At 69.0% G+C, this 22,361-nt stretch carries 17 protein-coding genes; 9 read left to right on the forward strand and 8 right to left on the reverse strand.

Going from position 1 to position 22,361, the window contains the following annotated elements; genetic code table 11:
- Positions 1-666: 666 nt before the first annotated feature.
- On the reverse strand, positions 667-2,091 hold the full coding sequence (locus ACZ5D2_RS38405; protein WP_371681017.1) for an RNA-guided endonuclease InsQ/TnpB family protein: 1,425 nt from the start codon (positions 2,089-2,091) through the stop codon (positions 667-669).
- Between the two features lie 153 nt (positions 2,092-2,244).
- On the opposite strand from ACZ5D2_RS38405, the gene ACZ5D2_RS38410 reads away from it, so the two are divergent.
- The 4 genes from ACZ5D2_RS38410 (at position 2,245) to ACZ5D2_RS38425 (ending at position 5,269) form a co-directional block, all read left to right on the forward strand.
- Positions 2,245-3,354, forward strand: coding sequence for a DUF5954 family protein (locus ACZ5D2_RS38410; protein WP_371681018.1), 1,110 nt, complete (start codon positions 2,245-2,247; stop codon positions 3,352-3,354).
- A gap of 88 nt (positions 3,355-3,442) precedes the next feature.
- Positions 3,443-3,751 (forward strand): hypothetical protein, encoded by a 309-nt coding sequence (locus tag ACZ5D2_RS38415; RefSeq protein ID WP_371681019.1) that lies wholly within the window; start codon positions 3,443-3,445, stop codon positions 3,749-3,751.
- A 4-nt stretch (positions 3,752-3,755) separates the two neighbouring features.
- Positions 3,756-4,439 carry a DciA family protein gene (locus ACZ5D2_RS38420; RefSeq protein WP_468936105.1) on the forward strand — a complete coding sequence of 228 codons (684 nt, stop codon included), beginning with the start codon at positions 3,756-3,758 and terminating at the stop codon, positions 4,437-4,439.
- Positions 4,440-4,693: 254 nt separating this feature from the next.
- Positions 4,694-5,269, forward strand: coding sequence for an RICIN domain-containing protein (locus tag ACZ5D2_RS38425; RefSeq protein WP_468936060.1), 576 nt, complete (start codon positions 4,694-4,696; stop codon positions 5,267-5,269).
- Positions 5,270-5,580: 311 nt separating this feature from the next.
- On the opposite strand, the gene ACZ5D2_RS38430 is transcribed toward ACZ5D2_RS38425, so the two are convergent.
- The 3 genes from ACZ5D2_RS38430 to ACZ5D2_RS38440 all read right to left on the reverse strand — a co-directional run bounded on the left by ACZ5D2_RS38430 (position 5,581) and on the right by ACZ5D2_RS38440 (position 8,292).
- Entirely contained in the window at positions 5,581-6,702 is a 1,122-nt protein-coding gene (locus ACZ5D2_RS38430) for a pentapeptide repeat-containing protein (protein WP_468936063.1), read from the reverse strand.
- Between the two features lie 611 nt (positions 6,703-7,313).
- On the reverse strand, positions 7,314-7,556 hold the full coding sequence (locus ACZ5D2_RS38435) for a hypothetical protein (RefSeq protein WP_371681023.1): 243 nt from the start codon (positions 7,554-7,556) through the stop codon (positions 7,314-7,316).
- Positions 7,557-7,584: 28 nt separating this feature from the next.
- The gene (locus ACZ5D2_RS38440; RefSeq protein ID WP_468936067.1) at positions 7,585-8,292 is read right to left on the reverse strand and encodes a trypsin-like serine peptidase; all 708 of its coding nucleotides are present in this window, start codon (positions 8,290-8,292) and stop codon (positions 7,585-7,587) included.
- A 720-nt stretch (positions 8,293-9,012) separates the two neighbouring features.
- Between ACZ5D2_RS38440 and ACZ5D2_RS38445 the strand changes: the two genes are divergently transcribed.
- Positions 9,013-9,435 carry a helix-turn-helix domain-containing protein gene (locus ACZ5D2_RS38445; RefSeq protein WP_371681026.1) on the forward strand — a complete coding sequence of 141 codons (423 nt, stop codon included), beginning with the start codon at positions 9,013-9,015 and terminating at the stop codon, positions 9,433-9,435.
- A 488-nt stretch (positions 9,436-9,923) separates the two neighbouring features.
- Here the strand turns inward: ACZ5D2_RS38445 and ACZ5D2_RS38450 are convergent, their stop codons facing one another.
- The 3 genes from ACZ5D2_RS38450 to ACZ5D2_RS38460 form a co-directional block, all read right to left on the reverse strand.
- Positions 9,924-14,459, reverse strand: a complete 4,536-nt coding sequence (locus ACZ5D2_RS38450) for a caspase, EACC1-associated type (protein WP_468936069.1) — start codon at positions 14,457-14,459, stop codon at positions 9,924-9,926.
- A gap of 3 nt (positions 14,460-14,462) precedes the next feature.
- Complete coding sequence (locus tag ACZ5D2_RS38455) at positions 14,463-14,924, reverse strand: effector-associated constant component EACC1 (protein WP_371681028.1); 462 nt, start codon at positions 14,922-14,924, stop codon at positions 14,463-14,465.
- 1,095 nt (positions 14,925-16,019) lie between these two features.
- Positions 16,020-16,415 carry a hypothetical protein gene (locus ACZ5D2_RS38460; protein WP_371681029.1) on the reverse strand — a complete coding sequence of 132 codons (396 nt, stop codon included), beginning with the start codon at positions 16,413-16,415 and terminating at the stop codon, positions 16,020-16,022.
- A gap of 284 nt (positions 16,416-16,699) precedes the next feature.
- On the opposite strand from ACZ5D2_RS38460, the gene ACZ5D2_RS38465 reads away from it, so the two are divergent.
- From ACZ5D2_RS38465 to ACZ5D2_RS38480, 4 genes are all read left to right on the forward strand, one after another.
- Positions 16,700-16,906 (forward strand): DUF6207 family protein, encoded by a 207-nt coding sequence (locus ACZ5D2_RS38465; protein WP_371681031.1) that lies wholly within the window; start codon positions 16,700-16,702, stop codon positions 16,904-16,906.
- 310 nt (positions 16,907-17,216) lie between these two features.
- Positions 17,217-18,401 (forward strand): IS701 family transposase, encoded by a 1,185-nt coding sequence (locus tag ACZ5D2_RS38470; protein WP_468936074.1) that lies wholly within the window; start codon positions 17,217-17,219, stop codon positions 18,399-18,401.
- A gap of 495 nt (positions 18,402-18,896) precedes the next feature.
- A complete protein-coding gene (locus tag ACZ5D2_RS38475) occupies positions 18,897-19,202 on the forward strand; it encodes a DUF6247 family protein (RefSeq protein WP_285529438.1) in 306 nt (101 codons plus the stop codon).
- On the forward strand, positions 19,199-19,459 hold the full coding sequence (locus ACZ5D2_RS38480) for a hypothetical protein (RefSeq protein ID WP_030241655.1): 261 nt from the start codon (positions 19,199-19,201) through the stop codon (positions 19,457-19,459). The genes ACZ5D2_RS38475 and ACZ5D2_RS38480 overlap by 4 nt, the downstream gene beginning before the upstream one ends.
- A gap of 340 nt (positions 19,460-19,799) precedes the next feature.
- Here the strand turns inward: ACZ5D2_RS38480 and ACZ5D2_RS38485 are convergent, their stop codons facing one another.
- Entirely contained in the window at positions 19,800-22,298 is a 2,499-nt protein-coding gene (locus ACZ5D2_RS38485; protein WP_468936078.1) for an RICIN domain-containing protein, read from the reverse strand.
- Between the last annotated feature and the right edge of the window lie 63 nt (positions 22,299-22,361).

A 22,361-nucleotide genomic window follows, 5' to 3' on the forward strand; every position in this document is an offset into this window, starting at 1 on the left:
CACGCTGGGCATCAGTGACCGACAACGGCGGAATCTTCGGACCAGGACGACTCATACCCAAACCAACGACAAACCTCTGACTCAGGTCACTAGCCCCTCGGGTCCCATTGCATACCCCTCGCGGGACCGTCCCTGCGCGTACGGGCCGGAACGAGCCCGCCTGTTTGCCGAGATGGAGCGCCTGGGACCATCCCTGCGCGTCCGGGCCGGACGACCCTGTCCCGCTCGGCAACGGCGCGTTCGCGGGACCATCCCTGCGCGTACGGGCCGGACTACCGCCTCGACCTGATCCGCGCCGCCGACGCGGGACCATCCCTGCGCGTACGGGCCGGACGGCGACGCCTTCGCCGACGTGACCGGCGGCGCGGGACCATCCCTGCGCGTACGGGCCGGACACCCACCGCGGCGGACTCAAGGGCGGATGGATGGGACCATCCCTGCGCGTACGGGCCGGACCCTGGCTGACCTGCTGCAGTTTTGCGGCGGTTGTCGTTGCGGCATCACTTCCGCTGGTTCCGGCATTCTTCCTATGCCTGCACGCTATGGATATATAGGGACGGCTAGGGCATTACTGCCCTAGATGGCCTGTTCGGGCCTTCCCGCTTCTTCCCGCTTGCCTTGCCGGCACCTGGGTGCCGACCGGGACTTACTAGTGGTCCACGGGCATTACAGCCCCTCTCCAGGGGTCTGTTTCGAACCATATCCGGTGGATGTGGCATTTGCTTTGATGTTGCGGGCGGCGTTGCGGTCTCTGTCGAGTACCAGCCCGCAGTCGCGGCAGTGGAACTGCCGGTCCTTCAGGGTCTGCTCCTGGTTGATCCATCCGCAGCCGGAGCACGTCTTGGAGGACGGGAAGTACGTCGAGACCCGGGCGATTCGGGCGCCGTACGAGAGGGCCTTGTACTCGATCTGCCGATTCAGCTCGCCGAACGCGGCGTCCAGAATGCCGCGGTTGAGGCCGGCTTTCTGGCGTACATTGCGGCCCGGCCTTTCCGTGGTTCCTTTGGCCGAGGCCACCATGCCTTTGGTGTTCAGGGTCTCCAGGGCCACTTCGGCGTACTGCTGGACCAGGCGCTTGGAGATGAGGTGCAGAGCATGTGCCCGGCGGGCGGACAGCTGCGCGTGGAGTTTGGCGACGCGGTCCCGGGCTTCGAGGTATCCCTTCGACTGCTGGGCGGCACCGCGAACGTAACGGCGGGCCATGACGCGTTGGGCGCGGGCCAGCTTCCGGCGGGTGTTTTCCAGATGGCGGGGATTGTCGACTGCTTCGACGGCCCGGGCGTGGGAGTGGAGGGTGAGCGGGTCGGAGAAGGTTGCCAGTGTGCTGACGCCCAGGTCGGCGCCGATACGGCCAGCGGCCACCTGGCGGCGAGTCGGCCGGTCGGGGATGCTCTGCTCAACCCGGCACAGCACGGACGCATGCCAGCGGTGGCCCTCGCGGGACACGGTCACCGAGGTGATCACCGCTGTGCCGGCGCTGATGCGGCGGACCAGGTCCCGGGCGGACTGGTGCAGCCGGACGGTGAACGCGGCCTGCCCGCCACCCCCGGGGATCCGCAGACGGCGGGGGCCGGTGAATCTGATCTCAGGCTTCTTCACGTTGTGGACCAGGCGGAAGCGCTCGCGTCCGCCGCGCCGCTTGAATCGCGGGTACCCGACGCGGGCCCCGGCGCGCTGGCCGGCCGCCGAGGCCCGCCAGTTTCTGAACGCGGTCGAGGCATCGTCGAACGCGGTGTAGTACGCCCTGCTGCTCACGCCTTCCCACCACGGGAACGGTTCCTTGCCCTCCTCTCCTTCCGGCAGCGGGCCGATGAACGGCTGGCCTTTGACTTCGCGGAACCAGGCCTGTGCCTGGAACGCTGAAGGCACCTGGACCCTGGGGGCCTTCTTGTTGGCTTCGGCACGGCTCATCCCCTCGGCCACCAGCCGGTCGCGGCCACGTTCCCAGACGCGGTGCACGGCCGTCATGTAGCCCAAGGCGAAGTCGAAGCCGCACCTGGCGGCGGTGGCATACCGCTGAAGAACCTCGACCTGGACAGGAGTGACGTCGAGTGCGAACCGGTGCGCGCGCAGCAGTTCCATGATGGCCATCGGGAGCCAGTCCAGCAGGTGGCGGACCGCGATTCCAGGACCGTATGGGTTCGGATTCCCCGTGGCGGGCTTGCGGCAAGTGCAGATGGCTCTCGCGTTGCTGATCCCGGCGAAAGCGTCCCGGCGGTCTCCTCGGGTGGGCAGGATGTGGGCATGGAGCAGCGTGATATGGGACCGGGCGGCGCCCGGCCGGTGGTGGTACGGGTACCGGTCGATCCGGTCGAGGCGGTCGTGGAAGCGGATGCCGCCGATGCTGCGAAGCAGCTGGCCGATCTGGCCGTGAGGGGACCGCTGTTCGGAGTGGCCGCGCAGGACGTCCGCGGCGGACCGGGCTGGTCGGTGGTCCGTCCCGTGACGGCCGGCTGCCCGCAGCAGGCACGGGACAGCCTGAACTCGCTGCTGTGGTTCCGGGCGAAGGACGAGGCGCGCGACCGGCAGGAGCGGTGCGCGCTGCTGGCGGCGGTGGCCCGCCTGGAGGGTGAGCGCGTCGACGACCTCACCGTGGCCGGCACCCGGTACCGCATCGTGCGGGCCGAGGAGTACGCCGGTTCGGGTCCGACGGGCATTGAGGAGCCCCGGCCGACCGACCCGGAGCCAGCCGCCCCCGACTGGACGCGCGGCGCCCGGCGGGCGGAGATCGACGCCGGTCTGGTGCTGGATCCCGACGCGCCGGTCACCCCGATGCAGGCCGCGGAACGGCTGGCGCTGCGCGACCTGTCCTACGCCGGTACCCGCTACCCCGCCATGGTCCTCGCCGACTCGCAGCGAGCCCTGGAGACCCACCCGGACGTCCTGCTCCTGCCCGCGACGTTCACCGTGGTGGAGAAGACCGACAGAGGGTGGAAGCCGGTCAGCGGCCCGCACGCCAGCGCACACGACGCGCGCCGGTCCCTGGACTTCGCCCTGACCTGGGCGTGGCCCCGGATGCAGGGCCTGATCCCCTTCGATGCCGACGACACCGCAGACGCCCGCACCCTCACCGCCGCCGGCCACACTTCGGGCACCGCAGCCGGGCAGCTGGCCACCTGCGCCGAGGCAGCCGACCGGCTCCGGGCCGGACTCGTCAACCGCCTCGAAGTCGGGGACAGCGTGTATCTGATCGGCCGTGTCCGGCGCCTGGTGCGCTGGGGCCCCGACGGCCCCGAGGAGCCACGCCCCACGGACACCAACGGACACGATCCCGGCCAGATTCACCCCGTGCTTGACGAAGACGGCAACATCCTGCCCGAGGAGGGCGACGACGAAGACGAAGCGGCCCTCTGATCGTCTCGGATTCCAGCGCTGGCTAAAGAGTGCTGGGACACGGCGACGTGCACGGCCCGGCTGGGCTGTGGGCGGGAGACTGGCGGGCATGGATGTGGAGTCGGTGGAGTCGGAGTTGCGGGCGCTGCGTCCGGCGGAGTTCACCGCGGCCCGGGATGAGTACGCGGCCCGGGCCCGGAAGACCGGAGACAGACAGCTCGCCGCGGCGATCGCGGCACTGCGCAAGCCGACGCTCGCGGCGTGGACGGCCGCGCTGCTGGCCCGCAGCCGGCCGAAGGAAGCGCACGGCCTGGCCGAGCTTGGCGAGGCACTCCGTGCGGCGCACCAGAGGCTGGACGCCGGGCAACTGCGGAAGCTCTCACATGATCAGCGTGTGGTGATAGCCGGACGGCCGTGAGCCGATCGGATTCGCAGCCCTCCTCGCCAACCTCGTCACCGACCGGGCCTGGGAACTGCCCTCCGCCGGCGGATCGCTGGCCGACGAATGGCCGACCGTGGTCACCGACCTCACCGGCCACGTCGCCCTCGCCGGCTACGACCCCGAAACCGGTGAACTCGCCGTACGCCCCTCCTCCTCCCCCTATGCCACCGCCGTCCGGCTCCGCACCCGCCAGCTCATCGACGCCGCCAACCAGGTCATGGGCTCCGCCACCGCCGTCCGCAGCATCCGCATCCTGCCGCCCGGCACCGCCCCCGCCGCCCCGCGCCCGGCCGGCACACCCCGCAGTGCGGCCGCGGCCCCGAACCCGGCCCCGCCGCGGGCAGAGCCCTACGAGCAGCCCGCGGGCTACCTGGAGGCCATCGCCCAACACCGCGCCCACCGTCGCAGCGGCCCCGTGGACGCCCGGATCGTCCACGCCGCACGCGAGCAGATCCGCACCCGGATCCTCGAGCCCGAGAGCTCCTTCGCCCAGGGGCGGGCCGAGGCCCAGCGCCTTCGCGAGCAGAAGGAACGGGAACGGGCCAGGGGAACGTCGGAAGCCCGCGCCCTGGCTCGGGCCCGCGCCGAGAAGGCTGGCCTCACCCACCTTCCGCCGCGCCAGACCACGGCCGCCGGGCCCGAGCTCCTTGACCGCACTGCTTGAAGAATGCGTCGTGGAAGGTCGCCTGGTTCTGTTCACGAGTTCCGGTTCTGGCTCAAGTTCTGTGGTGCATCAACGCTCTGTAATTGTTGATCTTCGTATTGTGCTCTGAGTAGGCCTCCTACCTGGAGATGCCGGAAGCAGGCGAAAGCAGAGGCCAACACCGGGTCACCCGAATGGACGCACCTGAGGCCTGGTGGCCCCCGGAGGGCGACTAGCGTCGGCTTTAGGTATCCCATATGACCGAAGGAGGACCCATGACCCGCATACCCCGGCGTCCCGCGGCCCGCGTGGCCGCAGCCTTCGGGATCATCGCCGCGCAGTCCCTGGCCATGGGTGCCCTGGCTGCGGGCCCAGCTCACGCTTCCGTGCAGTACTACGAGATCCGCAGTCCGGACGGCAAATGCCTGGCCGTCCCGGGATCCTCCCAGCACTCCGGCGCGGATGTAGTCCTGTGGGACTGCCTGGGAATCACGGACCAGCGGTGGCGGGTCACAGACGGCCTCGACACCCCTGTCGGGCAGTTGGAGGACCGGCCGGCCAGCCAGCAGACCAATCACATCCTCTTCGTCAAGCTCCGGGTGCAGCACAGCGACAAGTGCCTGGTCCTGACCGGGGACCGCTTCGAACTGGGTGGCGACATCATGCAGGCGGACTGCTCGGACCAGAACCTGAACACAGAGTGGGGGCTGGAAGGACACGGGGACCGCTTCGAGATCGGCGACGTGCACTGCGTCGGTGTGGCGGGCGGGAAACACCGCAACGGCACCCCCGTCGTCTACCAGGCCCGCACCGAGAAATGCCCGAAGTGGCTTTTCAAACCCTGGCAATGACCTGGATTGCTCTGAACTTCCTCCCGGTGAGTGCCTGGCCGCACCTCTCACGGGAGCATCGGCCCACAGCCCATCAGGCATCCAATGCGTCACCCAGGGGTGCGGATCACGGAAGTTGGGCCAGAACCCGAGTTCCGACGGCAGATGTACACGACTGTCCTTTGTCAGCGAAGGTAGCCGACGGCGGTGCGCTGACCAGGGCGGACTATGTTCGTTGGCAAGGGCTTTGGGGCGGGCAGGCTGACAACCGCAGTTCACCCCAGGGAGTCGAGCACGACTGCATCAGGCGTGCTTGGGGACTCAGAGTCGTGTCACCTCGCGGCGCGCCTGGCTGCCTGACTTCCTCGGCCGGAAGCCTGCTGGCGGTCACGCTGAGGGGGATCCGTGTGTGGAGCGTCCGGCGGAGGGTGCTCGGCGGCAGCCTCGCGGGCGCCTCTGGCATGCTGCTCCATTTCAAGGTCGAAGATCCGTTCCTGGACTTCCTGGTTGGCTGCCAGGTTCGGGGGAAGCTCCGTGGTGTCGGACGGGAATGCAGCAACGACCTGTTCCGCGGTAAGGCCTTCCACGCCGGCCATGTAGGTACCGCTAAGGGATGCCTGGAAGGTGATTGCCCCCTTCATGTCCGAGTCCCGGAGGACGGCGCCCCGCAGGTCGGACCGGGCGAGGTTGGCGTTGTGCAGGTTGGCGCTGGTCAGGTTGGCGTTGCGGAGGTCGCTTTCCGAGAGCTGTGCGTTAGCGAGGTTTCCGGTATTCAGGTCTGCGTGGCGCAGGTCGGTGCCGCGGAGGTCGATATAGAACGGCTCATGGCGCTTCGGGCGGCGCGCCAGGACGGTCAGTGCTGCCTGGACCGCTTCCGTCGGCCGCGGACGATTGGTCACGGGCATGCCAGGGTCCCTTCCGGCCGGGGCGTGGTAGCGGACGAACGAGGCAAGGACCTCCACGACAGTGGGGTGGTCCTTCTCGGAGTCCCCCATGATCCGCTCCAACGCGTAAACGCCGCCCAGCGTCTCCACATCTCGTTCCGAGGCCAGCTGACTGATTGCCCTGGTGAAGCGGTCGGTAACCTGGCCCTCGCGCGTGAGTTCGGCCTGCTCGCTGTCGCGGACCTGCGCGTGCTCCAGAGTGCCGCGGGTGATTTCGAGAGTGCCGCGTGTGAGCTCGGCCTGGACCCGGTCGTTCGCACGCGTGTGCTGGAACGTGCGGTGGCTGAGGACCAGGCCGATGCCAGCCACAATGCCCGCCCCGACCGCCACGACTGCCGTGCGGAAGCCGGTCACGACCGACGCCACCCCGGGTGTGGCCCCGTTGAGGTGCGCTCTGTCGAGAAACCAGGGGCCCTTCCAGAGAAGCCAGAGGAATCCGGCGATCAGGAGGGCGGCGGCTGCTGCGAACCACCAGGTGCGAGACGAGGTCGCTGGGGCGGAGTCTGCCATGCCGTCATGTGACCAGGTCCGCTAAGTGAGGCGTCGCTGCGACACTCTAGTGCTGTGACCGCATAGGTTCGCCGGATTGGCGGTCGTGGCGGCTGGATGGCTTTCTCGCCGCCAACCGGCCCGAGTCAGACCCGCCCAGACCAGACACCGGCAGTTCCGGCTTGGAGCGGCCCCACCCGCGACGTGCTCACGGTAGCCCGCTGGGGCCAGCCCCGACCGGAGTCGAACAAGGGCTCAGGTCGGAGGAGGTGGGCCAAGCACACCGAGAAAGCCAGCTGGATGCGGCGACGTCCGATACCACCGCTGGAGTGAGGCTTCTTGACGGGCGGCTCCCCCAGCCAGCGTGTCCGGGCAGGCGTACCGGCGGCACAGGCCCGAGTCTGAAGTCATGCATACACCCAGAGTGGTCGTGGAACCACCGGACAGTCGTGGCCTGCGGAACTTTACGCACGGGTAATTCCGGTGGGGTGTGGCCAGTAGCTGTCCCGGACCAGGGTCCCGCGTAGGACAAAGCAGCCCGCCCCGGCGACATGGACACGAGATGGTCCCGGACCCGATGGGTCCGGGACCATCTCGTGTCCGCGTTCTGCCGCGCCGTATCCGAGGCGGAGTCAGTGGCCGCAGGTCGGCTCCGGTTTGGACGGCATGGGGGCGGGCTTGGCACTGTGCATGCGTTCGTCGGTCCAGTACGAGGCGACGGCCGACGGGTCGTCGGTGACGGGCCGGCTCGTTGCCTGGTCGGCCGCCGCGGGGGGTGAGGAGGGAGGGCAGTCGCCCGCCGTGCTGGTAGCCCGCCCGCAGCCGACGGCCAGCAGGAGGATGGTGAGGAGCAGGGCGGTCCGCTTGGTCGGCATGCGGTTTAACTCCCGGCATCCGAGGGGGTCAGGAATAGACGTCGTCCTGTACAAGACTGTAGAGGTTGCTCACAGCCGAGGTGAAGGGCGAGCTGTAGAGAGTGCTGCCGGAGGTCGACTCGTTGATGCCCACGGCGTAGCCGAGCCCGGTGGCGTTGTCGTAGTTCTGGAGCCAGGGACCGCCGCTGCTGCCGCCGTTCAGCGGGCAGGGCATGCCGAGCGTGTTGTCGCTGGTGTCCAGGGTGGCACTGCCCAGGCAGTAGTACTGCCACTGGCCGTCGTACGGAGCCTCCGCGGGGTAGCCAAGGGCGGTCACTCCCAGGACGGCCTGGGGGATGGAGCCCCATGTGCGCAGGCCCTCACCGCCTACCGTGTGGCCCAGGGTGTCGGCGTTGTTCCACACGTTCACGAAGGCGACGTCGTACTCGCGGTAGTGATTCTGCGTCCAGCCGTTGAAGGTGGTCATGTTGGCCGCGTACCACGTGCCGTAGGGGCGTGCGCCGTGGTCGTAGTAGGGAACGAAGATCCAGTTGGTCATCCAGGCGCCGTCGTAGACGCAGTGCCCGGCGGTGAGGACCACGTTCTGGGCGGCACTGTTCACCGAGGAGCCCGAACAGACGTAGTCGTTGCCGTTTGCGGGATTATGATAGAAGACCTTGCCCACCAAGGTCGACGCGTTGACGGTGGCCGCGAGCGTAGGGCCGGTCGCAGTGTCGCCGGCCTGGGTCGCTGGCACGGGCTGCTGCACGGCCTTGGGCCCGGCCGGGGTGACCGATAACGGGGTCCGACGGGGGGCCGCTGATGGCTGGTCCTTGGCAGGCGCGGATATGTGCCGGGCATTATCAGCCGGGATCGCAGCCTCCATGCGGGCGGGGGTCCACACATCCGCGGTAAGCGTTTTAGGGGCCGCACTGGCGTTGGACACCGGGTTCCACGGGGCGGCGGGTGCGGCTTCCGCTGTCGAGATACCGGCGAAGGCGAGGAGTGCGGAGCCGAGGACTGCTGCCACCCTGGATCTGAACCTTGGCATGGACATTAACTCCACAGTGTTTAGGGTCAGTTGAGATCGCAACGCTGTCATGATTGAAAAGAATGCGGTCAAGCTTGACTGAAAGACTGCGCATGTTTGACCGGAATGACCAAGCAGCCCGGAACCGGACCGGCCAGGCCAGGCAGTGCGACATGAGGTTCCCCCGCTATGCGGGAGGTGCTGACTAACGAGCTCGTGCATGGTTGGGGGTGTGACGATCGATCTTGATCCTCGATCATGTTCATGTGGTGGGGAACGGGTCTCGTGCGTCGATCACCAGCGATCGGCGGATCACAGGTCTGTCGGCCGGTGTGATCGCCGAACTCGTCGCCGAGATCGGTCCGTTATGGCAGGAACGCCACCAGGCGAGACTGGAGTCCAGGCCACGTAAGCGGGCCCGCCGGCGCAAAGCACCAGTTGGTCTTTGTGGACCGGCTCCTGGCCACGCTCGTCCACCTTCGCCACGGTGCCACTCACGACGTGCTGGCCTGCTGGTTTGGTGTCGCCCGATCCACGATCACCCCCGCTATCGGCGAGGTGCGGCCGCTGCTCGCAACCCGCGGCTGCACGATCGCCACCGGCGCCCGGCTCCGCACCCTCGCCGAAGTCATCGACTACCTCGGCGCCAGCGGACAGACCGGGATCATCGACGGCACCGAGATCCGGGGGAGGGATCCAGTGAGCACACCGGTTGTCCCCTGCACGCGTGGGCCTTACGACACCTGGGGCCGCCCGCCGCTGACCCACCGGGGTTGTCCCCTGCACGCGTGGGCCTTACCTGGGCACCCTCGACGCCCACGACCTCCCCCGCTTCAACAACGCCCAGACGTGGGCCGGCCCGATCCTTGACCTCCTGCTCCGCGGCGCACGCTGAAGTCGGGCGCCGTTAACCCCTGGGCGCAGGCGGTCCCACTGCGCTTGCATGAGGCATGGACTTTTCGACGAAGTGGTGGAACTCGGCTATTCGGGCGGCTACTCAACTTTCACCCGGGCCCTGCGGCGATACAAAGCGCGACCCCACTGCGAACCATGCCGGGCTTCGAGCGGCCGCGACGTGGAGATCATCGCGCATCCTCCGGGTGAGGAGATCCAGTTCGACTGGGTCGAGCTCCCGGACCCGCCCGCAGAGTGGGGCGTCGGCGCCAACGCACATCTCCTGGTCGGCGCCCTGGCCCACTCGGGACGATGGCGAGCCGTGCTCGCGGAGGCGGAGACCTTCCCGCACCTGGTCCAAGCCATGGACGCGGTGCTGCGGCGGCTGGGCGGAACTGCCCGAAGGTGGCGGTTCGACCGGATACCTCGGCCTCCGGCACGGTGCAAGGATTTCTTCGCACAGTTCACTTCGAGTGAGGTGGGGAACCGCAGGAAGAACGCGGCTCCAGGTCGGGGAAAAGGTCGCGCCACTGCTCCCGGGTGACGCTGCCGGGATGGCTGGTGCACATGCGCTGGTAGACCTTGTCCGGGTCCAGTTCCAGCAAATAGGTCGAGGAGTACGCGCCGCTGCTCCCGTCCTCTTTCTTCACTGCCGCGTAGGGCTGTCCGGGGAGGAGGTCAACTTGCCGTGCCTGACTGAACGTGGCGAAGGGCTGGGCGCCCCAGCGGCCGTCCCCGCCCACCTGCCACAGCTGGAAAGGCTGTGCTGACACCGCCCACCGGTGGTCGGAGTCGCCGGAAAGGCTCTTGACGCCTTGGTCCAGCCTGCGGCTGTCGTACTCGTGAGGGCGGTAAGGATCGCGGATGTCCCAGAACTGGACGAGCCCGCTGCCCAGAGCGGTGACCAGACGGTGTTCCCCCGCCGGGTAGTAGCCGCCGCTTGCGGCGGGGAGCCGTTTGGCCTTGCGCGGATGGGCCGGCTCGGACAGGTCCCACAGCTGAAGGGTGCCGCCAGTGGCCTCGGTCATCAGGATGTGCGCGGAACGGAAGTACGCCGAACCGTCCATCTGGCCGCCTCCGGGAAGCACGGCGCCTTCCTTGGGGTGGGATGGGTCCGAGAGGTCCCAGAGTTGAAGGTCATCGCCCTTCAGTACAGCCAGGGTCGTGGCGTCCAGAAACCACAGGATGCCCTTGCTCAGCTGCAGCGCTACCTGCATCTCGGAACGGCGTACGGGGTGCAGCGCATCCTGCAGGTCCCACAGGTCGACATGTCCCGTGTTCTGGTCCCCGACGGCGAGGAGCCGGCCGTCCTCGCTGACGCCGGTGAGGACATCGGAGGCAGTGAACGGGATGTCCGCACCGGGCACAGGTGCCCCTTCGGGGCCCTCGAATTCCCACACTCGAAAGACGTGGTCCTTGGTGTTCTCGGTCCAGCGATGGCTGAGGAGACCGGGCTTGGGGTGCTTCGGCAGGAAGTACCGGGCCTCCCAGGGGTCGGGCACCTGGAAGCGCAGCCGCGGAGCGTCGGGGTGGCGGACGTCCCATACGCGGATCTCTTTCTGCCGCGTGGACGGGTAGGAGCGGGTGACGACCAAGGAGCCGTCGTCACTGAAGGGACTGGTGCCGGGGTCGGGGCTGCCGAGCTCGCCCGGCAGCCTCGTGGCGTCGGGCCGTGTGGGCCAGATCCTTACCTCCCCCTGGAAATCGCCTGCGGCGAAGGCAGCGCTGTCCGGGCTGTAGGCCACCGATTGCACTTTCTCGCCAGCCTCGGGATCCTCCTCGCCGCTACAGATGTCCTTGTCCGGTTTGACCCTCTCCACAGCGATACAGGTCAGGACGTGCCCGCTCGCCGAGTCGGCCGCCGCCAGGGTCAGCCCGTCGGGTGCAAAGACCATGGACGGGATCGTGTGAGTGGTCCAACGCCGTCCGGGGATCGCGGGAGGGGCCACCGGAGTGAGCTTCTGGTCCGCTCCCACTGTCCAGCCGTACAGGCCTCCGGCTCCGGCGGCCGCCAGGATGTCGCTCTTGGGGTGAAAAGCGACGGTCATCACAGAGTCGGCGTGCCCGGTGTCGAGGAGGACGGGCTGCGCGGGGTCGCCGACGTCCCAGAGCCGGACCTCGGCGGGACGGCCGTCGGCCGGGATACCGTTTCCGGCCGCCAGGAGCCGACCGTCGTGATGGAAGGAGAGCGAGATCAGATTTGTATCGGCCTCGTCACGCGTGGCGCGGAGGGCCGGGCGTGCCGGGTCGGCGATGTCCCACAGCCGCAGCGCGCCGTCCTCGGCTCCAGTGGCGAGCAGGGTGCCGTCCGGGCTGATCCGTGCGTCGTAGACCTGCCCGCCGGGCGTGGGAACGTCTGCGAGCCGACGTGGCCGGGCCGGGTCGGCCACGTTCCACACTCCGAGCCGCGTCCGGGTCTGTGTAACCAGCAGCGGGCGATGGGGGTGGAAGACGATGGCGGCGCTGTCGTCCAGGCGCAGGGCGGCGGCCTGCACGGGCTCCTGCCCGGTCCCCGAGCTGTCGGCCAGCCGCCACAACGCCACCTCCCCGCCCTTCAGACTTGCCGCCAGAGTGTGTCCGTCGGCGCCGTAGGCGAGTTTGAGGACGGGCTGGTGGGTGCCCTGGAAGGTGGTCGGCGTGAGAGTGGTGTAGGCGGTGTACAGGCCCGACCGGGTCTCGGGGGTCTTGGCCAGCCGGTAGGCGGCCAGGCTGAGGCGGAGCGCCGTCTGCGGGTCCTTCGCGCGCATGTCGTCCGCCCTGGCCACGAGCTGCCGGGCAAGTTCCAGGGTCTCCTTGCGGCGAACCTCCGCATCGACCCAGGTGCCCCACAGCAGCGCTCCTGCCAAGGTCATCACCAGTATGCCGACGACCCCGATGACTGCTCGCACCCGGGTCCGGCCACGCCGTTCGGCCGTGATGCTCGCGGCCAGGAAATCGCGGTCGACCTGGCGCAGTTCGCTTCCCTGGGGATCGGCGGCTGTGGTGGCCTGTACGGCGGCAAGGTGCTTGCGGGAGTACAGGCCGCTGCCGGAGCGCCCGGCGGCCGCCCACGCGTCGGCGGATTCGCCCAGGCGGCGGCGGACCAACAGCGCGTCCAGGTCCTCTTTTATCCACTCGTGCAGGGTTGACCACGCGTGGAGCAGCGAGTCGTGGCAGAGCTGGGCGCGGCCCATATCGTCGACGACGACGAGCCGTTCCTCCACCAGCCGGGTCAGAAGCGCCCGGTGCCGGCATCGTCCTTCCTGGTCGGGGGCCGCTGTCAGGTCCTCCACGCTCATGCGGCGGCGAACGGCCTTGCCCTCCTCGTCCACCAGCCGGACCATGCGCAGCAACAGGCGTCGTAGTGCGGCCTGTTCGGCAGCGGTGGCGGACGCGTGGATGCGGTCCGCAGTGCGTGCGACCGATCCGCGGATACCGCCGGTGGCGTAATAGCCGGCCAGGGTGAGTCTGCCGGCCTGACGTCTTGTCCAGGTCTGTTGGAGCGTGTGGGCCAGGAAGGGCAGGGCCACGACCTCGGCCGTGTCGGCGTTCTGTTCCCGCAGTTCCCGGAGCAGGAGGTCGGGCAGTGCGGGCTCCAACGTCAGGCCGGCCTGGCGGGCAGGGCCTTCGATGGCCTGACGCAGTTCGCTGTCGCTCATGGACGGTACGGTGAACTGCCCCTCGCGTACGAGCGGGCCGAGCAGGGGGTCACGCAGACAGTGCGCGTAGTAGTCGGCGCGCAGGGCGAGGACCACCCGGGGTGCATGCGCGGGGTCCTGGGCGGCGACGGCGCGTATGAACAGCCGGTACTCCTCGGCGTCCTCGCGGTGCGTGAACAGCTCCTCCAACTGGTCCACCACGAGTACGTCCGGCGCCCTCGTGCCGTCTGCGGGCGCGGGGAAACGGCCCTCTCCCAGCTCCGTGGCCACCTCGACGAAGGGCCTCCCTACGGCCCCCGCCCAGCGTGTGACCAGTTCCCGGAAGGGGCGGGCGCCCGGGGCCGGGACGAAGAGGACCGGTCCGCGTTCCGTGGTGGGCGCGGACAGGGCCGCTTGGAGCAGCGAGGACTTACCGACACCGGAGGGCCCGACGAGAACCACGGGGCCCGGCGCCGCGGTGGGCCCAACCCGGGCTGTCAGCGCGCGCACGAGGTCGTCGCGGCCGAAGAAGGAGCCCCGCTCTTCGGGGAGGAACGGTCGCATCCCCGGGTAGGGGCAGGGGCTCTTGTCCGCTGTCAGGGCCGCCGGGACGGCCGGGTCGGGCGGCGGGGCGTAGCCGGGGTTCAGTGCGAGGACCAGGTCCCCCATCCGGCCGACGCTGTCGGCGTGGGGGCGGGCGCCGCTGTGGTGCAGCCGCTGGTCGAGGTGGCGGTAGAGGTCGGCCAGGGTGAAGCGCGGCGGCCCGTCGTCGGCGCCGTCGGTGAGCAACTCCAGCAGTTCCCCGGTGAAGAGGGTATGCGCGTCGCCCTCGGGTGCGAAGGAACTGGCGTAGTGCGTCGCCGAGGTGAGCAGGTAGCTGCCCGACGGCCGCGCAGAGACATACGGGTCCCGCCGTCGGTCGTGGGCGGCCGCCTCGGCGAGGCCGGAGAAGCAGCAGTCGAGGATCACGACGGGGCGTACCGGGGCCGCGCTCAGCTGGTTGCGGATCTCGGCGTACGGGATGGCTCGCACGGTGTCGTCGGCGGAAGTCGTGGCCGAGGTGGCCAGGTACAGGCGGTCCTCGGGGCCGAGCAAGCCGTGTCCTACGAAACAGAACAGGACGATGCCGCGCTCTGCCTCCTCGATCGCCCGCCGGACGGCCACCAGTGCGTCGGTTGACGCGGCGGGATTCAGCAGCAGTTGGATGTTCTCGCGGGGCATTCCGCAGGCCGTGTGGAGTGTTTCGGCCAGGGCTTGAGCGGACCGGGTGGCGGCGGGCAGGCCGGGCAATGGTGCGTCTGATGGGTGTCGGGCGGTCCCGATCACGACGGCTCGGCAGTCCGGGCCGGACAGGTTGCCGGCCGTCCTCTCCAGCGGCGCCACGGCTTAGACCGTGCCCGGGGTCGCCTCCGGGGACCGGTGCCCTGGTTCGGGCGGGACCGCGATGGCCTGCTGCCCTCCGTTCAGGGCTGCGGCGATCTGCCGGGCGATGTCGCCCGAATCCTGCGCGTTCAGACCGCGGACGTTCTCGGAACTCACCGTGATCTGCGTGGCGTCGGGCAGTGTGACGGTGACGGTCTGGCTGCCGCGCCGGCTCTGCAGCCAGGCCACAAGAGCGGCGCCCAGGGCCGCCGTCAGGCCGCCTGGTGCGAGCAGGACGGGCAGCAGTTCGCCGACCGCTCCCATCTCACCGGCCCCCGGCTCTGCGGACTGCGCACGGCCCAGCTGTTCGCGCAGCTCGGGATGGCGCTGCAGCCAGCGACGCAGGTCCGCCAGCGCGGCGGCGGATGCTGTCCAGCTGCCGGTGTCGTCCGGGACCGATGCGGTCACCGATAACGCGAGCTCCATGCTGCCCCTCCACTCTTCGGAACAACTACTTCGCTTCGGTTCGAGGCTACATCGGGCAGGCTTCGTTCATGTCCATTTTTGTGACGGTCTTGCACGTGAGGGCCAGGTGTCCGGCGGCGGCAGGCCGAGGGAGTGCTCACGCCCGAAACCGGCGGGCGGTGACCTGGGTCACCGCCCGAGTGACCCGGGATGTGGAGGTAGCCGGTCATGCCCGTGGTCTCGGACCAGGCGCCGGGCAGTCTCAGGAATCCGTAGGTCCCCATGCTGCGATGGGGGCACGAACTCCCCGAGCCGTGTGTCCTGCATCCCGAAGAGGTGGACACCCATCCCTGGGCGGAGGACGACACGCTGCCCGCCTCTCTGATCGCCGGCACCGGCACCGGCGCACGGTACGCCGCCCAGGCGGCCGAACACGGCCCTGACGCCCCCAGTTACTGTCGATCCCGCCCGGCTGGAGGGTCGGCGGCTTTCCGAGCTGGGCGTCAACGGGCCCGATGGCCATCGGCTGCGGATCCTGTTCGATGCCGATGCGACTGCTGCTGACCGCCGGCAGCGACGAGATGGACGGCGGCTCGCACAGCTGGGTCCCTCCTGAGGACCGCGCCCCGTCCCTGCGGGGGAAGGCCTCGATCCAGGGCGGCCCGTCCGTTGTCAACCGACCCGGCTCCGCTTCGGCCGAGACCGAAACCTGGCGAAGGCTCCCGCCGAGGCGTGCCCGGCGGCCTCCGCCGCATCCCGCTCCTGGCCGACGGCTGGTTCTACGCCCTGCCACTGCCCCGCCTGCACCTGATCGCCCTCGTCCGCGTCATCCCCCCGTACACCGATCTGTAAGAGCTGCCGACGGCGTCCCGCAGCGCCAAGCACCAAGGGCCGCCCCGCACTCCGCGGGGCCCCGGCGCGGAACATACGGCCAGGACTCCGCGCGCGGGAGCGGGGCTAGGGAACGACCAGGAAGAACGGCTGCTCCCGGGAAGCGTCGCCGATGGCCGTGAGGGGGCCGACCGGGTGGAGGCTGTCACGGGTGTGGGCCGCGCCGGCCGGGCCGGTGGTGACTCTGGTGATCCGGGTGACCAGTACGTGCGGATTCTCCGTGCATCAGCTCGGGTAGCCGATCGTCGCGTTGCCCTCGACCCACTCATAGTCGTGCAACTTGTTCAGGTAGAAGTAGTAGGTCCCGTCGTCGTGGGCCGTGAAAAACGCCCTCTTTCCCCTCTCGCAAGTCAACGTGTGCCCCTCCAGCTTGATGTCCGACCCGATCACCGAGCGCCGTAGCTCGACGTAGAACGTCTCCCGCTCCCGGCACCAAGTCACCGTGAAGGAGGTCGAACCACGCTTCTGCTTCCAGGTACGGGTCTCCATCTCCCGCTGGAAGCTGAAGGAGATCTTCTTGTCGGTCCGGTCGGCGGCGTAGGCCGACCCCGTCTGCACAGCGGCGAGCGACGCCGTACAGAGAACAGCGGCCACCACACGGCCCATGGTCGAACGAAGCACGTGATCTCCCTCTCCGGAATGCCAGGTGTGCGATCACCCTGACAACGACGGGAAGACACGACTGGTGACGAGCAGTCGTCGGCAGATGTCAAGCCCCTGACCTGCTCAAAAGACCACGCGACTTGTCATGTAGGGAGCCGACACAGGCACACAGTGCGCCTCTGAGCGCTGGGGCAGGTGACACAGAAGGCCTGAGCGTGCAGGCGAGCTGGGGTGCTCCCTCGTAGGGATGGCGCCGTCGCCGCTGGCGAACCTCCGGGCTCCGTCGTGCCGTCGCAGCAGTCATGAAGCCGATCGACGAGCAGCACATCACGGAGCCCGGCCTGGTGGTCCTGGACATCACCGGCGGGGACGAGGACACCCGTCCGGGCCGTCATGGCCGCGCTGGAAGAGCATCAGGCGTTGGCCCGGTGCGCCGGCACCCCGGCGAGCCAGGCGTGCCGGCCCGGGTCTACGCCGACGTCCTGGGCCCAGGGCGCGACGGGCCGTAGGCGGCAAGCCGTGGGCAAGGGGCTTGCCCAGGCTCCGCTTGGGCTTGCCCAGCCCCCTCTCAAGGTTGCCCGGCCACCGGTGTGCTGCGGGCGCTGATGGTGCCGACGGCTTGGCACAGGAGCGGGGTGAGGCCGTAGAGGCGGGCCGACGGCAGAGCGAGCCCGCAACGCTGCCCACCAGGATCTGCACCGTCTCCCTGAGAAGGGCGTTCGCCCCGCTGGACTTTGCCGGTCTGTGGGCCTCGATGTCGTCCTAGTACTGCAACGGTGTTTGCCGTGACGGTTGGGCAGTTCGGTCGTTGGTCGGTTCATGGGTGGGGAGCTTGCTGATGCCCGGTCGTGGGCTGGTGAACTGAACTTGTTGCATGAGCGGTTCGTGCACCGTTTTTCCAGGTCGGAGCCGCGGGAGTCGGCTCTTGCCTATATGCGGGGGCTGATGGCTCCGCTGGAGCGGAAGAACGGCTGGACGCTCGCGGAAGAAGCCGGGCATACGGGTCCGGACCGGATTCACCGACTGTTGAACCGGATCGACTGGAACGCCGATGAGGTCCTGGACGATGTGCGGGACTATATCGTCGAGCATCTCGGCGATCCGGACGCAGTGCTGATCGTGGATGACACCGGGTTCCTGAAGAAGGGTGTCCGCTCGGCCGGCGTCCAGCGTCAGTACTCCGGGACCGCAGGGCGGACGGAGAATTCCCAGATCGGGGTGTTCCTCGCCTATGCCGGCGGCCGGGGCCGCACGTTGATCGACCGGCGCCTGTATCTGCCCACGTCATGGACGGATGACCGGGAACGGTGCCGGGCGGCTGGCATCGACGAAACAGTCGCCTTCGAGACGAAGGTGGTGATGGCCAAGGCCATGGTCCGCCGGGCCATCACGGACCGGATTCCGTTCCGGTGGGTGACCGCGGACGCCGCCTACGGCTTCTCCAAAGGCTGGCGGACCGAGCTGGAGCGGGCGGATGTCTTCCATGTCATGGCGACCACCCGCCATGACACCGTCGTCTCCCGCTGGGCCATGGATCATCCCGTTCACGACCTGTTTCCCGGGCTGCCGAGGCAGAAGTGGAAGCGCCGTTCCTGCGGCGACGGCGCCCACGGCCCCAGGGTCTACGACTGGGCGAGGGTCGAGGTCCGTCCCTGGCATCGCGAGGACCGCCGGCACTGGGTGATCGCCCGCCGAAGCGTCCGCCGGCCGGACGAGATCTCCTACTACATCGCCTACTGCCCAGCCGAAACCACCCTGGACGAACTGATCCGCATCGCGGGAAGCCGCTGGGCGGTCGAGGAATGCTTCCAGAGTGCGAAGCAGGAGTGCGGCCTGGACGACTACCAGGTCCGCCGCTACGACGGCTGGCACCGCCACATGACCCTGGCGATGGCGGCCCATGCCTGCCATACCGTCCTGCGGGCCCGCGAACTCGACACCGGGAAAGCAGAAACGGATCCTCCCGGCTCATACCCCTCACCCTCCCCGAACTCCGACGCCTGATCCACCGCCTCGCCCACCGTCGCCCGGCACCCGTCGACCATGTCCTCCACTGGTCACACTGGCGCCGACGACGACAGTTCCAGGCCCGCATCAGCCACTACAAACGACGCGGCCACACACCACCCGAAGCCGACAAACCATCACGAAAAAGACCGTTGCAGTACTAAGTGCCGCTACTCCGGCATTTCCGTCAAGGCCCTCTGCTGGTCCATGGCCGTCCCCGCCCTTCACGGGTTCGGTGACCAAGTCCGCACTGCTGACCCATTTCGTCGCCGACTTCGTTCCGCCATGCCGACTGGCACCCGGGTTCCCTCGCCAGAGCGAATCCACCGAGGGGTGCAGAGCATCAGGAGCGTCACCGGCGGAAACTGCTCACGGACCCGGTGGCGTACGCCGAATCCGGCGGCACAGTGATGTAACAGCCGCACCTGAATCGGGACCCTGATGGCAGCGGCAGTACTAGCGTGGGGCAACAGGACTTCCTGGAGGACGATCATGAGCGCTCAGCCTGAGCACACGCCCATCCCGTCGTATGCGCCCGCGCCCGGTGCCCCGGCTGAACTCCTCGCCCAGCTGCGTGCCGACCGGCGTGCGCCGCAGTGGGTGCCGGCCTTCGAGCGGGAGTGGACGGCAGCGCTGGAGGAGTCGCGCCGGACGTTCTCCCTCGCCGGTCTGTACGAGGTCGTCCAGGACTGGCAGGGTCGCCTCGCCCATGCCCCGGCGGTCGACGCGTTCGTCGCCTCCGGCTACGACGACGGCGAGACGATTGACATGGCAGAGCTGCGGGGAAGGCGCCGGTGACCGGGCAACCGCACGCGGTCCGCTTCTCCGCGCCGGCTGCGAAGGTTCTCGACACCCTGCCCGAGCACGCAGAGGACACTGTGTGGGACGTCTTGGACGCCGCCGCGGTCAACCCATGGGGGTTCGGGCAGTGGAACGCCGACGACCCCGAAGGCGAGGACGTGCGCTACGCGTCGGTCGGCAGGCTGTCCCTCACCTACTGGGTCAACAGACCCCTGCACCGCCTGACCGTCCTGAACATCGTTTGGCTCGGATAGCCACCCGGTGACAACGCCTCGGCGCGGGCATCGCAACTGTCGGGGCTGGAGCGTTCTCCATCGTAGGCACGGCTTTATCAGCCGTGCCCTGCACGGCACCGTCCTGTATTGGCGATCTGCTCGTCCACGGCCGCCGCGCGCCTGCTGGCCGAGTCCCGGATGACGGTCGTTACTCGTTCCCTGCCGGTGGCAGAGCGCCTGAGGGGGGCGGGCCGGGAGCTGGGTGACGTGGCTCCAGCCGCGGCCGTCAGTCGCCGTGTGCTTGGGAAGACCTGCCGGGGTCCCGGGTGGGGGCCGGGACCCCGGCAGGCCGGTCAAGGCCGCGGCGGCCGTAGTGGCATCAGTTGACGGTCCACTGCTGGAGCGTGGTGCCGGTGTCGGGCTGCTGGGTGACCAGTGCGCCATTGGCGGAGGAAGCGGTGGTCAGGAGCAGTCCGCTCCAGGCGGAGGCGACGGTGTGGGTGCCGTTCGCCTGCCGCGTGATGTTCCAGCGCTGGTTGGCGCCGTTGCTGCAGGTCCACTGGACGATCTTCGCGCCGGGGCTGGTGGAGCCTCCTTCGACGTCGGCGCAGAGGCCGGACTCGCTGTTCTTGAGCTGGTACGTGCCGTCGGTCTGTTGAGTGAACGTCCAGCTCTGGTTGGCACCGCCGTTGGGTGACCAGGTGATGAGCTGGGTGCCGGGGGTAGTGCTGTGGCCTGGGTTGTCGAGTGCCTTGCCCCCGGCGGTGAGGGTGTGGACTCCGTCGAGGGAGGCTGTGACCGCCCAGGTGAACGTGGCCGTGCCCCCGGCGGTGCCGGAGGCTGCTGTGACCGTCACGGTCGAGGCGCCGGCGGCGGTGGGAGTGCCGGTGATCAGGCCGCTGGAGCTGATGCTCAACCCGGTCGGCAGGCCGGTCGCCGTGAAGGTCACGGGCTTGCCGAGGGAGTCGGTTGCCACGACCTGGAGGGAGACGGCCTTGTTCACGGTGCCGGCCTGGTTGCCCGGATTGGTGACCATCACCGTTTCGGGGACTTGGGCGATCGGGATCAGTGTCAGGGTCTGCTCGCCGGCCGTGCGGGTGCCGCCGACCGCGTTGCCGGTGGTGTTGGTCCAGCTGCGGGTGGGGGTGGTTTCGGCAAGGCGGGTGGAGTCCGCGGAGAGGCCGATGACGAGGCCGCTGTACCGATTGACGATCTTGTATGTGCCGGTGGAGGCGCCATCGACGGGCGAGGTGCCGCGTATGACGAACCACTGCTGGCCGACCGTGGGTCCGCCGGTTCCCGCCGCGGTGACGGTGGGCTTGGTGCCCCAGGCGCGGGTCGCCGTCGAGGCAGCGCCCACCCCGAGGAGCTGACCGGTGCCGGAGTTGGCGATGCGGTACGAGCCGTCGCCGTTCGAGGCGAAAGTCCACGACTCGAGGCCGGAGCCGGTGGCGGCGGCGCTCGACGTGGTGGCCGAGCTGCCGGAAACCTGGGCCAGGACCCGGCCGCCCGCGCTGCCGATGCGGTAGGCCTTGGAGGTGTCGACCGGCGCGGCGGGCTCGGTCGTGTCGATCGCGAGGTTGACGTACTCGCTACTGGCTCCGTTGGAGCAGCCGAAGGAGCAGTACGAGCGGAAGTTCTTGCCCACGATGGTGGAGCTGGTCTTGTTGCCGCTGTCGAGGAACCAGCGGTACCAGGAGGCGTTCTTGTAGCTGCCCGTGTCGCCGAGACGGAACCACTTCTGGGTGGTCAAGTCAGCGGTGGCGTAGATCTCCTGGGAGGCGTTGCCGCTCTGGTCGACCGCCTGGGGCTGGCCGATGTACAGGCCGAGGTGGGCGTTGTAGGTGATGTCCATGACGAACAGCGGGGACGTCGGGGGCATCAGGCCGGCGGCGACCTGCTGGCTCACGGAGCCGCTGTTGGCCGGGTCGTACTCCTTCGACGGCGGGGTGTATCCGGTCGCGCTGCCGGAGCCGACGGGCACCATGTTGCTCTCGCGGCCGCCCAGGCCGGGCTCGGACCAGGCGCCGTCGTACCACTTCTGCCAGGAGCCGGGCGCCAGCTTCGCCGATATCGGAGCGCGGGCGACGTGCCCGTAGAACGCGGCCCAGCCGCCGCCCTTGTTCACGATCCGGGAGCCGTAGAAGGCGTAGAAGTAACCGGACCCGGTGTCGACGAACAGCCGCTGGTCACCGGTGCCGTAGTGGAAGGTCTGCTGCGGGAAGGCGGCGTCGTCCCCGCGCTCGGTGCTGTAGTGCGAGGTGATGACGTGGTCCTTGATGGTCCACGTGCGGCCCTGGTCCTTGGAGACCGCGTAGTCGATGCCGTCGTAGTGCAGGCCGTCGGTGAACGGCTGCGGGGTGAACTCGTTGTGCACGAGTCCGTACCAGTCGCCGGTGTCCGGGTCGACCCAGACGCCGGCGAGGTCACAGTAGTTCCGGTGTGCATAGCTCGAACCCGCCGGGGCGGGTGTCGCTTGGAGCCCGGTGGGGCTGTTGTTGCAGCGCCAGGTGGTGTCGTTGTTGCGGTCGTTGGAGTTGGCCGGGTTGACCGCGTCGCTGATGGCGACGGACCGGGTGGCGGTGTCCAGGTTCGGCCCGGTGAAGAACGTCCACTTGCGGGGATCGTCGGCGCCGTAGAGCGCGTGGGCCTGCTGGAAGTAGAACGTGCCGTCCTTGTCGACGTAGGTGCCGGCGGGGGTGTCGTCAGGGTGTGTCCAGGAGCCCTTGGCGCCAACGGTGACGGAGTAGGTGGCGGGGGCGGGGACAGGGGCGGTCGACGCTGCGGATGCCGAGGGCATCATCAGCGTGCTGCCGCCGGAGATGACCAGCGCGGCGGCGGCGAATGCGCCGGCCAGTCTGCTTCGAGGAGTGATCACGGGTACTCCCTGATGGGAGGAGCCTAGTGGGGCGGCTCCCTTGACGGTCCGTCGTCCTTGGGG

Source organism: Streptomyces sp. NPDC031479 (assembly GCF_055581065.1).